Genomic DNA, 14,234 nt, shown 5'->3' on the forward strand with positions numbered 1-14,234 from the left:
ATATTAATGTTTAAGTACTTTAAGGTTATTTACGTCGAGTTCCAGCATATCTGCCGACAGGCTCCAGGGTTTTCCGGGCAAGCTGTAAACACGATTGGTTAACGCTACCTGGTCGTTCAGGTACAACACGGCTACCGAATTATCAAGCACTATGCTAAACGTGTAGGTTTTACCAGTTTCGAAATTGAACGGAACGCGCGTAACCTCGGTGCCGTTGTTATAAGCTGCTATGCGATGATTGGCTGGCTCCATTTTTATAACATAGGTGCTGGCATTATTGGTTTGCGTATTAAAGCCTACAGATGCTGTGCCCGTTAAATTGCTGATGGTAAAGCTGCCGGTAATTTTCGCAGTACTATCCAGTCCTGCAAATTTGTATAGTGCCACAGCTGCATTGCCGTTTAAGGTATAGGCGGCCGCAGCATGGTTAACAGTACCTGCGTTACCGCTGGTTACCGGCTCGGCTTCTTTGGTAAAATAAGCATTTACTGCCGCCGGACTTTTTACGCCCAGCTTGTCGCTGCCCAGCTTAAAAAACTGATGCGAAATTAAGTTACCGCCCCAGGTTCGTGTGCCGTTGTCGTTCTCCGGGCTGCGGCGATGCGCCCAGCCTAAGGTGTACCAGTTTGTCCCATCTGTTGCACCACGACCGGCATAAAACTGGTGGCCGTCAAACATATCCTGGCCATCCGCTGGTTTCAACCAAGGGCCGGCGGTTGATGCCGCTACCCGGTAATGAGTGCCCGGCGAGCTGCTCCAGTCTTCGGCAAAAAGCATATAATATTTGCCATCTACTTTCAGTATATCAGAACATTCCAGCATCAGGTAATCACCCTGCACGTTCAGCGGGCCGCGAATGGTCCAGTTATTGGCAGCCGGGTCCGAAGATTTATACACCAATATGATGCCCTTACCGGCCTGCTGGGTACTCACCAACATCCAGTATTCCGAAAACTCGTCGTTGTAAAATACATAGGGGTCCCTAAAATCAGTACCGGAGTATCCGTCTGATGCTTTCAGCACATAACTGCTGTTTTTGGTCCATGTTTTCAGGTCCTTGCTGGTGGCGTACATAATAGCCTCTCGGGTGTTAGCGCCTATAAAGCCCGGATTGTTATTGGTAAGCCAGTTGGGGCTACTGTTAAAACCGGTATAATAGTAATAATACGTATCGCCCGCTTTAACCATAGAACCCGTACCAATAAAATGGTCTTGAGTGTTTACGTTACCGTAAGGTATCGCCTCGCCACCGTCAGAGAAATTGAGCAAATCTTTTGATGTGAATTTATGGATGGCGTGTTGGCCGGCACTGCTCTGCTTCACCTGGTCGGGCGCATCGTGCAGATAAAATATCTCGAATTGCCCGTTTACGTAGTAAGGCATCACATCGCCCACCCAACCCGCGGTGCTGCCTGTGGCGGTATTATTAGTAGGCTTGGGGTAAATATTGAACCTGGCATCGGCAACCGGGGTAAATGCGGTATTGCTTACCGTGTCTTTTTTGCAACCGAAAGCCGCCAAGGCTATCAGTACAGTACCCGCCGCAATATATTTTTTAAAAACCATGTTGATTTTGTTTATCGTTTAAATTCTGTTGACACTTATTGGTGCAAATAATCGATAGCGTTTTTGGTGATCTTTTTAATATTGGTGAGATACAGGTTATTGGTGCTTGCGCCGCCCTGTGGCTCAGAATACCAATCGTAGGCACCAAACGCTATAATCACTACGTTAGGCTTACCGGCAGCGTTTTGCCATTCGGCGATGCCTACGCGGCCATCTAAATTATCGTCCCAGTTTTCTGATGCGAGGTTGATGCCGCCGGTTTGTTCGCGCCAGCCTGCGCCGTTGCCATAACCGCCCCATTCGTTTACATACCACCAGGCAGTATGGTTAAGGCGGAACGTTCCACTCTGTAGCAGCCACATCTTGCCTGGCTCGTAAGTGTCTACGCCGTTGAATATCGGGTGGCTTTCGCGGGTCCTGAATGAGATACCCCAATTGTTCGTCCCTTCGATGAATCCGGCAGGTAAAAAGTCGCCGAATACGTTATTAGGGCCTTTGCCTGCAGGCACAACGCCCAACGCCTCTACATAGCGGGCAGCAAATGTGGTAAGCATTAAGCCGCCGCCGTTGGCACGGTAAGCCTTTAAGGCGGTAATAACTGCTGGCGTAAGCGCGGCGGAAGGCAAATCCTGCGCCGAATCAAAATGCCACCAGATAACTTTATAGTTGGCCAGGCTGCGGCCGCCTTCAATGCTTTGGAAAGAAATATAATCGGCAGTTGGGTAGTTTGTAAAGAACCAGTCGGCCGCCGCTTTTTCATCAGGATTAGTGATACCTGCCCTGGAGCCTGCAAGCCCAAGGAACGCGTATTCGCTGATAGAATTACTGATGACATTTACGTTGTAAACCGCGCTAACTCCGCCAATAGTTAAGGTATAGGCCACAGGTTTGGTAAAATCCTGCGCCACGCCCGATGCCGGAGATGCCGTAATGCCTGCGGGCAGGGAGAGTGTGGGTGTCAGGCTGCTTAGGTTGGTGCCATCGGGCAGTATCACCGAAATGTTCTTGCCCTCTTGATCTATAGTCCCGTTTACGCCATTGATGCTGAAACCGCTTATGGGCGGCGTTATTTTTACCACCACGGTGTAATCTCGGTAGAGGTTGCCACTGGTTATGTGGTAGGTAACGTTGCCCGTAAAATTCAATGCCTTGCCCGCCGCCGGTGCAATGGTTGCCCCATCGGGCATTTGTATAGCCGGGGTAAGCGCGGTAACATCGGTACCAAAAGGCAGTGTGACCGTTATTTGCCCGGTACTGCTGTTAATCACGCCCGGTACGTTATTTATCGCGAACGATTTAAGCTGCACATCGGCGTCGACATTAAATGCCGACTTTTTTTCCTTGTTACACCCGGTGGTACACAATGCCAGCCCCAGGATGAATAAGAATGCTTTGAATGAATTGAAATATCTTGTCATTATATTGCTGATTAATAGAAATTAATAACCCGGGTTTTGAACGTACAGCCCCTCGCTGAAAAAAATCTGATTCTGCGGTATAGGCAGGTACTCATCGCGGCCCTTGGTAAAATGTGCGCCCTGGAAAATGCTGCGGCTAGGCTTCTCGGTATCGAAATAGGCATTAATAACCTGGTCTGCCACTCCCCATCTAATCAGGTCGAAGAAACGCTCGCCTTCCAGCGCCATTTCTAAACGGCGCTCAAAACGTAAAGCTTTGCGCGCGGTAGCCTGATCCCACACGATGTTTACGCCCGGGTTATAGGGTTTTACATTGTATTTGGAGGTAAATGCACCGTTCTCCATTTTAAGCCTGGCGGTACTGTTGCCTGCACGCGTGCGTATTTCATTGATGATAGGTAATGCCTCTCCTTGCCTGCCGAGTTCTATCAGGGCTTCGGCTTTAAACAACATTACATCGGCCAGCCTTATCATTACGCGGGTTTTGGTGTTGCCGTAAAACGGCGCTATGTTGATGAAGCAATCACAGTCGGGCGATACGTTTTCCTTCATAGAGTTATAAGTACCGTAGATGGGTACGTTACGGCTCCAGCCGGCAGTAACCAGGCGGGTTGGCTCGTATTTCCATGGCGCACCGGGGCGTGAGATGGTATGATCTACCCTTGGGTCGACAGTATTCACGCCAAAATCTACGTTTTGCTGGTTAAAATTATCAAGCAAGGGTACGCCATCGGTAGTAGTGCGGAAGGCATTCATCAATGTTTGCGATGGCTTTTGGAAATCGCAGCAACCAATACCTTGCGGAACGGTGAGCATATCGCCATAGTTTACACGACCACGGCCGGCGCCGTCATCGGTAGAGAACTGCACCGCCATAATAGATTCCTGCCCGTTCTCGGTACTGCCGGGTAAAAAATTATTCGCAAAATCGGGCTGCAATTTATAGCTTGATGTCAGTACCATGTTGGCTGCATCTACAACTTCCTGCAGGTGAGTTGCATCAATAGATGTTACGGCGTGATGCTCATCCTGTTTATAGGCCTGAAACAACCTCGTTTTCGCCAGGAAAGCGTAAGCTGCATATTTATTAGCCCGGCCTATCTGCTGCTGGGTAGCAGGCAGGTTATCAGCCGCGAATTTAAAGTCTGCAGCAATTTTTTCCAGTATCTGGTCGCGGGTAAACTCATTGTTCTTTATGGTTTTATAATCATCTGATGGTATGTTCTCGTCAATGTATGGGATGTTTTTAAACAAATTCTCAAGCATGAGGTACCAATAGCCTCTTAAAAACCTTAATTCGGCTTTACGGGTATTCAGCAACGGGAACTCCGCTTCGGTAAATTTATTCATCACCCTTAGACCCTCGTTGGCCCTGCGGATGCCGACATAGATGTTAAACCATATCCCGTCGTAGTTCCATTGATCCGGGCGCGAGTTTACGAAGGTTTCCATCGAATGAAAAACGTCGCCATCGTTTATGCCGCCGCCGCCTTTGTAAGCATCGTCTGCACGGATGTTGCCGTATTGATACATGCTGAATGCGCGGTTTATTTCGTCGTTCCCCAGTTGCGAATAGGCCGCAATTACGAAGCCGTCGGCCTGATCTGGTGTGGCCACCTGCTCTTCGTTAAGCGAGCCCTTGGGGCCAACATCCAATGCCTTTTTGCACGAGCCTGTTATAATAAGCGCCGCTAATAATGTTGTGTATATATACTTTTTCATGATCGGTATATTTTAAAGTTTGATATTGATGCCGGCGGTTACAACCGTTGGATTTGGGTACCCAAAGCCGGGGCTTTCGGGATCGAGCCCGGTGAACGATTTTGATTTCCAGAGGATGGCCAGGTTATCGCCACCTACGTAAAACCGAAGCGATTTCAGCTTGATTTTGGATAAGATACTTTTGCCAAACGTGTAACCGATCTGCGCGTTCCTTAATTTAAGGTACGAACCGTTCTCTACGAAGTAGGTAGAAAACCGAGCTTCGAAATTATTATCCGTAAGCGCGATGGCCGGGATGGTTGAACTGGTGTTTGTTGGCGACCAGGCATTTAGCAGCCGTGCGCCTTTGTTAGACGATGATTCCACCGCGCTCCAAAAATCGGTGTAGTATTTAGCATCGTTACGCACATCAACAGAACCTACGCCCTGCAGCAGGAACGACACATCAACGTTTTTATAAGCCAGGTTGGCGTTGAACCCATAAGTGAACTTAGGCAGCGGGTTGCCTATCCATGTGCGGTCGTCATCGTTGATCACGCCGTCGTTATTGCGGTCGAGGTAACGGATACGGCCGGGAGCAGCACCGTTTTGCGTGGCATGGTTGTTAACTTCTGTCTGGTTTTGGAATAAACCATCGGCAATGTAGCCAAAGAACGAGCCATAGGTACGGCCCAGTATATTCTGGGTTTTACCATCGCCTCCGTAAGCGTTTACCACCGACGATGGTAGTTTGGTCACTTTATTGCGCACGATATCGATATTGCCCACCAGGTCGATCCTCAGGTCATTACCGATAGTGCTTCTGTGGCCCAGGGAAAGTTCGAAGCCTTTGTTCTGCATAGACGCGCCGTTTACGTAGGTATTGCCACCCTCGCCCAGCACAGCAATGTATGGTGGCAGCAACAGGATATCTGAGGTGTTTTTGATGTAATAACTAGCGCTACCGTATAGTTTTTGGTTGAACATCGAAAAATCCAGGCCAACGTCTGTCATCTGCGTAGCTTCCCATTTCAGGTTAGGGTTTGCATTTTGCGCAAGATAATAGCCTGATGGCAGCACACCGCTTTTGTTGCCATTAATATCGTAAGCGGTAATATTATAGCTGGATAGGTAAATATTGTAGATGGCGTTGTTATTGATTTCCTGGTTGCCCGTTTTACCCCAGCTTGCACGGAGCTTCAGATCGTCGAACAAAGAGGTGGCTTTTTTGAAGAAAGGTTCTTCGCTAAGCCTCCAACCGGCAGAAAACGCAGGGAAAGTACCAAACTTATTGTTAGCACCAAATCGTGAGGAACCATCGCGCCTTACGGTTGCCGATACCAGGTACCTGTCCAGGAAAGAATAGTTTGCCTTGCCGATATAGGAGAGCAATACGTTTTTGGCTCCATATCCGCTGTTATCTTTTATACCGGTACCGGCATCCAAATAAAGGTAGTTCGGGTCTTCCAGCACGAAGCCCTCGCGGGATGCCATGAAGGAGGTCGTTTTATCTACGTAATACTCCGTACCTGCAAATACATCCAGGCGGTGCTTGCCGGTTTCCAGCTTGTAGTTAAGAGAATTTGTCCAGGTAGTTTTTACGTTATGGGTTTGGGTGTTGATTACCTTGTTTACATCGTTTTCCAGGTAGCCGCTTACGTATTTTTTTTGCCAGTTACGGGCAGTGTAATCGCCGTAGTCGATACCGAAGTTCGAGCGGAAGGTTAAGCCTTTATATAATTTAGCTTCGGCAAAAAAGTTACCAAACAGACGCAGGTAATCGTAACCGTTTTGCTGATTATCTTCCAATACACGCACAGGATTTTGGCGGTCGTTCATACCTTCCACCGGACCGCCCCAGCCTTTACCGTCAACCGTATGCACAGGAATAATGGGCAAGGCCTGCAACGCAGAGTTAATAATATCTGCCGAAACTTCGTGGGTTTTGGTGATGCTTAAGTTTTGCCCAATGGTTACAGCACCCTTAAGCAATTTATAATCAGAATTCAGCCTTGCCGATATCCTGTTGAAACCGGTCGTTTTAACGATGCCTTTATTATCATAATAGCCTAACGATAACAGGTAACGCCCGTTTTCTGTGCCGTTGGATAATTGCAGCTCGTGGTTTTGAATAACACCCAATTGCGATATCTCGTTAAACCAGTTGGTATTCGCCGCTTTAATGGTTTGCGCGCTATTGAGGTATTCGGATACGTACACCTTGTTCAGCACCGGCTGGTTGGTAGATGGGTTTACATTCCAATCGAAGTTATAGTGCAGCCCGTTGCTGTTCGGATCGAAACCGTTGTTTACATAGGCTTGCCAAAGCACTTTTCCGTAGCCCTCGGCATCCAGCATTTTCAATTTATTTACATACGTTGATACCGAACCATAAGAGCTTGCGCTTACCTGTGTACCTCCCAATTTACCATGCTTGGTGGTAATAATGATAACGCCATTGGCCGCTCGCGAACCATACACACTAGCAGACGCTGCGTCCTTCAGTATCTGCATCGATTCGATGTCTTCTGAGTTTAATTCGTGCAAAGCAGCCTTAGTAGGCACTCCATCAATAATGTACAATGGATCATTGTTGTTCAGCGTACCAATACCACGGATCCGGATGGTTGTTGGCGAACTTGGCGCGCCGTTACCCGTAATGTAAACACCCGGCACTTGCCCCTGCAAAGCCTTCATCGGGTTTGCTACGGTTTGTTTCTTCAGTTCGTCTACATCAACCACCGCTACAGAGCCGGTGAGATCTTTTTTACGTTCGCTTTGATAGCCCGTAACTACTACTTCATTTAAATCGCGGGTGTTTGTTTGCAAGGCAACATCAATTGCATTGCGGTTGCCTACAACTATCTCTTGCGTTACGAAGCCGAGGTAAGAAAATATCAGCACCGGGTTATCGCCTGTTACAGCGACGCTGTATTGGCCATTTACATTGGCTGAGGAGGCAATGTTGCTGCCTTTGAGCTTTATGCTCACACCGGGGAGTACCTCACCTTTGGCATCGGTTACTTTACCCGTTATGGTTTTATTCTGTGCCCTTGTTATCTGGAAAACAAAGGACAAAGAAAGGATGAGTAGAAAATATTTCAATTTCATTTCCTTTAAAAAGTTAATACTTAAACATTTAGTGGGGCTTGTGCCCGGTTTATAATTTCTGGTAAGAGTAGCCTGGTCAGGGCGAAAAAGTAAATCGTTTCTTCATGGTTTTTAGGGTTTTGGTTTTTACAATTGGTTTATAAAGTTCGCCGTGTCAGCCGGCAATTAAATCGTAATTCTGGTTAAAAAGCTTCCTTTGTCTGATAAAGCGGTTAAGGTCGTATTTAACATATTCGGGGCAGGCACCGGATTGCGAAGTGATAAAAGCACCCATTGCCACGGCATAATCCAACGCAACTTCAGTAGGCTCGTCAGCCAGTTTCATGGCCAGGAAAGCAGCAAGAAAGGCGTCGCCACTGCCGATGGTATCTGCAACGCTTATTTTGTAGGCAGGATAATCGTACCGGTAACTCGGCGTATAATAACTGGCGCCGGTGCCTCCTTTAGTTATCAATATTTCTTGTACTTCAAATTCGCGGAACAATACTTCAATGCAATCAGCTTCGGTTTGGCAACCGGCATTGTACCATTGAGCTATTTGCAACAATTCGCTGGTGTTCAGCTTCACCATTTCGGCGCGTTTGAGCAAATCGGTTACCAGATCTACAGTGTAATGTGGCGCACGTAGGTTTACATCAAAAACGCGATATTTGGCAACATCAAGCAACCTCAGCAATGTTTGGCGACTGACACTATCCCGCGAGCTTAAACTACCGAATACAAAGGCATCGGCCTTGCTCACCATGTCCGCCAATTGCGGCTGCCAGCCTATTTTATCCCAGGCAACGGGGTAAACTATCTCATACGAGACTTCGTTATGATCGTTTATGCTGGCCAATACCTCGCTGGTAGCATATTGCTGACTTACCTGTATGTAGTCTGCAGGCAAGCCAACGGTTTGTAAGAACGCTACAAGGTTGGTGCCGGCCACATCGTCACCAATGCTGCTGATTATCTGGCTGTTGATACCCAGCTTATGGAGGTGGTAAGCCACATTCATAGGGGCACCGCCGGGGATGCGGCCGGTGGGTAAAACATCCCATAGCACCTCACCAAAACAAACTACTGATGTGTTCAAATTTTTCACTCGCTGTTGAATTAATGCATTACTAAGTTGGATCCTATCTGCTCTAATGATTTACCTTTCGTCTCAGGCATCATGCGCCAAACAAATATTAATTGCAGTACCATCATACTGCCAAAAAAGAAAAAAGTAGTTGCACCGCCCAGTTTCTCGGCCAGATATGGGAAACAAAAAGCAATCAGCGCCGCCATTACCCAATGGGTAGAGCTACCCAGGGTTTGCCCCTTTGCCCGCACCTCGTTAGGGAAAATCTCTGAGATGAACACCCAGATAACCGCGCCCTGCGAAAAGGCGAAGAACGCGATGAACACCATCATATATAGCGGGATGGCGAACCCACTAAATGAACCCGAGTAAAAGGTAAAGGCCACCAAAAACAAGGAGCATATGAGCCCTACCGAGCCGATAAGCATCAGCACACGCCGGCCTACCTTATCAATAATATTAATAGCCAGCAACGTAAATATGAAGTTGATAAGCCCAAGCCCAACTGTAGATAAAAGCGAGGAGTGAGCGCCTAAACCGGCCATTTCAAATATCCGCGGGGCGTAATAGATAATAGCGTTAATGCCCGATACCTGATTAAAAAAAGCGAACAAAACAGCCAGTATCACCGGCGTTTTATACTGGCCCGAGAACAGACTGGCGGTTTTACCTGTACCACCGAGGTTTGAATTTTTGATGGTAATCAATTCCTCATCGCAATTGAGTGGGTTTATCACCCGAAGGATCTCCAGGGCTTTGGCTACCTGTCCTTTTTTAAGGATGAGCCAGCGCGGGCTTTCGGGGATAAAACGAATGAGTATTAAAAACAGTAAAGAAGGGAAAGCCTGTACGCCCAGCATCCAGCGCCACGAGCTTTCGCCGCCCTGGCTAATGAGGTAGTTAGACAGGTACGATACCAATATCCCCAGCACCACGTTAAACTGGAATAGCCCTACCAGGCGGCCACGACGGTCGGCCGGCGAAACTTCGGATATATAAATAGGTGCAGTTACCGATGATATGCCTACGCCAAGCCCGCCCAAAAACCTGAACACTAAAAACACGTACCAGTTATCGGCCAGCCCGGTACCTATTGATGATAGCAGGTAGGCGGCAGCTACAAAATACAAGGTATTTTTGCGGCCGAAAATATCTGAAGGCCGTGCGCCGAATAACGAGCCTAATACAGTACCTATAAGCGCGATGGAAATAGTTAAGCCGTGTTCTACCACGGATAGGTGCCAGAATTGTTGGATGGATTTTTCTGCGCCTGATATTACTGCGGTATCAAACCCAAACAGGAAGCCACCAAGGGCTACCACCATGGACCAGGCCAGGACGGAATGTTTTCTCATAAAATTTACTAAAGGTGTTATTGGTTTTAACTATCGCAAAGTAGGGCGATATGCCGGGCGGCCGTTATCGGTTTTAGTTCAAAAACGTTTAAATATTAATACAATACTAACGTACTGATATTCAGCATAATAAAATTACACGTTATAACATATTTTTGTTTAACCTTTGGTTATGTTACACGCTATCTACAGTTTTGATACATGTTTGACGCAAATTTGCACACAGCAGAGACCGGCTGTTTGCATTGTAAAATAATTTATTTATACTTTTGATTAACCAATTGCGCAAAAGGTGCGCAAACCTGTTGTACCACACATTCATCTGAAGATAAAAAAGGCTTATGGCTTTTATAAGCAAATTGCGGATTGCAATATTATTATCGGTATTAAGCGTTTTGGCGTTACCCGGCTGTAAAAAAACCGAAAAGGCCTCGCAATACACAATTGGGTTTTCGCAATGTATTGGGTCCGACCTGTGGCGGCGCAATATGTTAGATGAAATGAAAATGGAGCTTTCCCTACACCCCGGCGCCAACTTTATATATGCCGATGCCGATGGCAGCAGCAAAAAACAGGTGGAACAGGTAACAACTATGCTAAACGAGGGTATAGACCTGTTGGTGATATCGCCCAACGAAGCGCAGCCGCTTACCGGTATAGTAGAGCAGGCCTATAATAAAGGCATCCCGGTTATTGTTATCGACCGTAAAACAGCATCGGCACAATACACTGCTTATGTAGGTGCCGATAATTACCAGGTGGGCAAACTGGCCGGCGAATACATGCGCACCATTTTAAAAGGCAAAGGCAATGTGATAGAAGTAATGGGGCTGCCCGGCTCCTCTCCCGCTATTGAACGCCAGCGCGGATTTTACGATGCCGTTAGCCGCTACAAGGATATTCACATCACCAAACAGGTTTATGGCGATTGGCTAAAGGAAAATGCCGAGCGCCAACTGATGCAAATACAGCCTGAGCTTAAAGATGCTGATGCCCTTTTTGCGCATAACGATGTGATGGCTCTTGGCTCACGTGAGGTGCTGAGCAGGCTTCAACTCAGTAAAAACGTAAAAGTATTGGGCATTGATGCCCTGCCGGGTACCGGCGGAGGCCTGCAGATGGTATCGACAGGAATACTTAATGCCAGCGTGGTTTACCCTACGGGCGGCAAGGAAGCTATCATGACAGCCTTCAGGATCCTGAATAAAGAACCCTTCAGCAGGGAAACCATCCTACAATCGCTGGTGATAGATTCTACCAACGTACAGCTGATGAAACTGCAATGGGGTAAAATCAGCAGTCAGCAAAAGGACATCGAGCGGCAACAGGCCTTGCTTGCCGAGCAGCGCGAGATCTACAACAACCAGCAATTGGTGCTTAATATCATTGTAATAACATTGGTGCTTGCTATCGTTTTTGGAGGGCTGGCCTTTTATTCGCTTACCGAGAACCGCAAGATCAATAAAAGCCTGGAGGCCAAAAACAACGAGATCCTAATGCAACGAAACCAACTGATAGATATGTCAGCACGGGCAGAGGCTGCAACCGAGGCCAAGCTGAACTTCTTCACCAATATATCGCATGAATTCCGTACGCCGCTAACCCTCATTTTATCGCCAGTAGAAGATATGATGCGGAACGAGAAACTGAATACCCCAGCTGGCAAAAACCTATCGCTCATTCAAAAAAACGTATTTAGGCTGTTACGCCTGGTTAACCAGCTGATTGATTACCGCAAAATTGAGTACGATAAGCAGCAGATCAGCGTATCGCGCAATAACGTGGTGGCCTTTGCAAAAGATATTTTGGATAGCTTTCAGCATAACGCCAAAAAGCGAAACATTAGCCTAAGCCTGCTTACCAAAGAGCCGGTTATGATGGCCTGGTACGACGTTAACCTGCTGGATAAGGTGTTTTTCAACCTTATATCAAACGCGCTTAAATTCACCAATGAAAACGGCCGTATCCAGCTCATCTTATCGCGTAACGATGATACTATGGAGATCGCTGTGCAGGATAATGGTATAGGCATGGAAGCTAATGAGGCAGAGCATGTATTTGAGCAGTTTTACCAGGCGGATAATGGCATGGCAAAAGGATCTGGCCTGGGGCTGGCGTTGGTTAAACAAATTATTGCCCTGCATTTTGGCACTATAACCGTTAGCAGCAAAAAATGGCGAGGCACTACGTTCACTATAACCCTTCCTGCAGATAATAAACATAGCGATGTTGCCGTGCAGAAAAGCAAGCCTAATGCAATTTCCGTTGAGGAACGCGCCAAGGTGTACACCGCCGATTTTGACGAGTTGCCTGTTATAACCAACAACGAAGCGCTTAGTTCGCCCAAAGAACATTCGGTGTTGATTATAGAAGATAATATTGACCTTCTGCACTACCTGGGCGAAAAACTCGGCAGCGAGTATGAGATATTTATGGCTGATAATGGCACTTTAGGACTCAACGAGGCATTTCAAAATGTACCCGACCTGATTATCTCAGACGTAGTGATGCCCGGGATATCAGGCAAAGCCATAGCCGAAATGCTAAAAACCGATATGCGTACTTCGCACATCCCAATTATACTGCTTACTGCGCAGGTAAGTGTGGAGCAACAAATAGACGGCATTAAAAGCATGGCTGATGCGTATATGACGAAACCTTTCAACTACGACCATCTGCTGGCCACAATTAAAAACCTGATCCGCAACAGGGTTATCTTAAAGGAACATTTTACAAGCGATGTAAGCCATGGCACCATGCCGGTTTCTAAAACGCTAGACAAAAGATTCCTAAATGATTTTTCGGGCATTGTAGAGCAAAACCTCGGCAACGAGAACCTTAATGTGGATGATATCTGCAAAACGCTGGGCATATCTCGCGTGCAGCTTTACCGTAAGGTAAAAGCACTACTGGGCTGCAGCATTACCGACTATATTTTAAACCGTCGCCTTAAAAAAGCAAAATACTTACTAATAAACGAGGGCTATTCCATATCCGAAATCACCTATATGGTGGGTTTTTCCAGCCCTAATTACTTCTCAACGGTATTTAAAGCCAAATATAATTGCACTCCAAGCGAGTTCAAAAAACAGCAGGCGTAATTTAACACCTCTAAGCCTATCTTTAAATTCAGTTGTGACTGATAATTCAAGTAAGTATAGTACAGGTAGTTGTCCAGGTTTTATTTTATGGCTTTAACATTCAAAACAGCCGCGGATAAACCATCTGAACTAACAGTTAATTTAATATCACCGGCATCATGCGAGCTTCTAATTACAACTAAAGCACGCCCTTTCCAGGCCTTGTGAGCGTTGCCAACATATGGGTCGGTATCTTTCAAATCACCATTGGCAACTCCGGCAATTGTTCCTGGCCCTTCAATTTTAAAGTTTAGGCGGTTTGCGGCATTTGGTTGAAGTGTACCGTCCTTGTCGATTACCTCTACAGTAACATAAGACAGGTCCTGCCCATCGGCTGTTATCTCTTTCCTATCAACTGTTACTTTGATTTTTGCAGCATCGCCGGCGGTTTGTAAAACGGTAGTTTCAATTTCCTTACCATTATCCACACCGATGGCTTTAAGCTGGCCTGGTGCATAGGGTACGGTAAATTCGGCTTTATATTCCTGGTCTTCAGTTGTTGGCTTCTCGCCAATAAGTTTGTTGTTGAGGTAAAGACGCACACCGGGATACTTTGAATAAATTTCAACCTTAATAGCTTTTCCTACATATTCCGGCCAGGTCCAGCTTTCCCACGTCGGCCATACCGACCACCACGTTGTTTTAATCTCAATTGGATCCGGCTCGGGCTCGCGAACAGCCATGTAGAGCTTTTCGGTATTATTGTATAAAAGGCTACGATAGTGGGAAATGGGCTTTCTCCATCCGATCAAATCGATATCGCCGCAATAGGCGCCATGCCAGGGGAAAAAATCATGCTCCCAATGTTCACCGGGAACATCGCCCGAATAATACCAACGGCCAATCCCAGATTCGCCAAGATAGTCCATAGCAG

8 protein-coding genes are annotated in these 14,234 nt (G+C 46.9%); 1 reads left to right on the top strand and 7 read right to left on the bottom strand.

All coding sequences use genetic code 11. From position 1 onward, the window contains the following. Nucleotides 1–3: 3 nt before the first annotated feature. From AC1DXC_RS25835 to AC1DXC_RS25860, 6 genes are all read right to left on the bottom strand, one after another. Complete coding sequence (locus AC1DXC_RS25835; protein ID WP_477462066.1) at nt 4–1,566, bottom strand: glycoside hydrolase domain-containing protein; 1,563 nt, start codon at nt 1,564–1,566, stop codon at nt 4–6. 35 nt (nt 1,567–1,601) lie between these two features. Beyond that, the gene (locus AC1DXC_RS25840) at nt 1,602–2,984 is read right to left on the bottom strand and encodes a DUF4960 domain-containing protein (protein ID WP_477462067.1); all 1,383 of its coding nucleotides are present in this window, start codon (nt 2,982–2,984) and stop codon (nt 1,602–1,604) included. Nucleotides 2,985–3,005: 21 nt separating this feature from the next. Then, nucleotides 3,006–4,706 carry a RagB/SusD family nutrient uptake outer membrane protein gene (locus AC1DXC_RS25845; RefSeq protein WP_477462068.1) on the bottom strand — a complete coding sequence of 567 codons (1,701 nt, stop codon included), beginning with the start codon at nt 4,704–4,706 and terminating at the stop codon, nt 3,006–3,008. Nucleotides 4,707–4,718: 12 nt separating this feature from the next. Then, entirely contained in the window at nt 4,719–7,796 is a 3,078-nt protein-coding gene (locus AC1DXC_RS25850) for a SusC/RagA family TonB-linked outer membrane protein (RefSeq protein ID WP_477462069.1), read from the bottom strand. A gap of 154 nt (nt 7,797–7,950) precedes the next feature. Then, nucleotides 7,951–8,883, bottom strand: coding sequence for a carbohydrate kinase family protein (locus AC1DXC_RS25855; protein WP_477462070.1), 933 nt, complete (start codon nt 8,881–8,883; stop codon nt 7,951–7,953). 11 nt (nt 8,884–8,894) lie between these two features. Continuing rightward, nucleotides 8,895–10,220, bottom strand: coding sequence for a sugar porter family MFS transporter (locus AC1DXC_RS25860; RefSeq protein WP_477462071.1), 1,326 nt, complete (start codon nt 10,218–10,220; stop codon nt 8,895–8,897). 341 nt (nt 10,221–10,561) lie between these two features. Here AC1DXC_RS25860 and AC1DXC_RS25865 point away from each other — a divergent pair, with 341 nt between their 5' ends. Then, entirely contained in the window at nt 10,562–13,321 is a 2,760-nt protein-coding gene (locus AC1DXC_RS25865; protein ID WP_477462072.1) for a substrate-binding domain-containing protein, read from the top strand. 80 nt (nt 13,322–13,401) lie between these two features. Here AC1DXC_RS25865 and AC1DXC_RS25870 read toward each other — a convergent pair. Next, on the bottom strand, nt 13,402–14,234 hold an 833-nt coding region (locus AC1DXC_RS25870), incomplete at its 5' end, for a DUF4982 domain-containing protein (RefSeq protein ID WP_477462073.1).

The organism is Mucilaginibacter sp. P2_D11 (genome assembly GCF_056404435.1).

What these genes read in the sequence shown, in the direction of transcription:
- AC1DXC_RS25835 (WP_477462066.1), bottom strand. Translation starts at nt 1,566, where the DNA reads ATGGTTTTTAAAAAATATATTGCGGCGGGTACTGTACTGATAGCCTTG.
- AC1DXC_RS25860 (WP_477462071.1), bottom strand. Translation starts at nt 10,220, where the DNA reads ATGAGAAAACATTCCGTCCTGGCCTGGTCCATGGTGGTAGCCCTTGGT.
- AC1DXC_RS25850 (WP_477462069.1), bottom strand. Translation starts at nt 7,796, where the DNA reads ATGAAATTGAAATATTTTCTACTCATCCTTTCTTTGTCCTTTGTTTTC.
- AC1DXC_RS25845 (WP_477462068.1), bottom strand. Translation starts at nt 4,706, where the DNA reads ATGAAAAAGTATATATACACAACATTATTAGCGGCGCTTATTATAACA.
- AC1DXC_RS25840 (WP_477462067.1), bottom strand. Translation starts at nt 2,984, where the DNA reads ATGACAAGATATTTCAATTCATTCAAAGCATTCTTATTCATCCTGGGG.
- AC1DXC_RS25865 (WP_477462072.1), top strand. Translation starts at nt 10,562, where the DNA reads ATGGCTTTTATAAGCAAATTGCGGATTGCAATATTATTATCGGTATTA.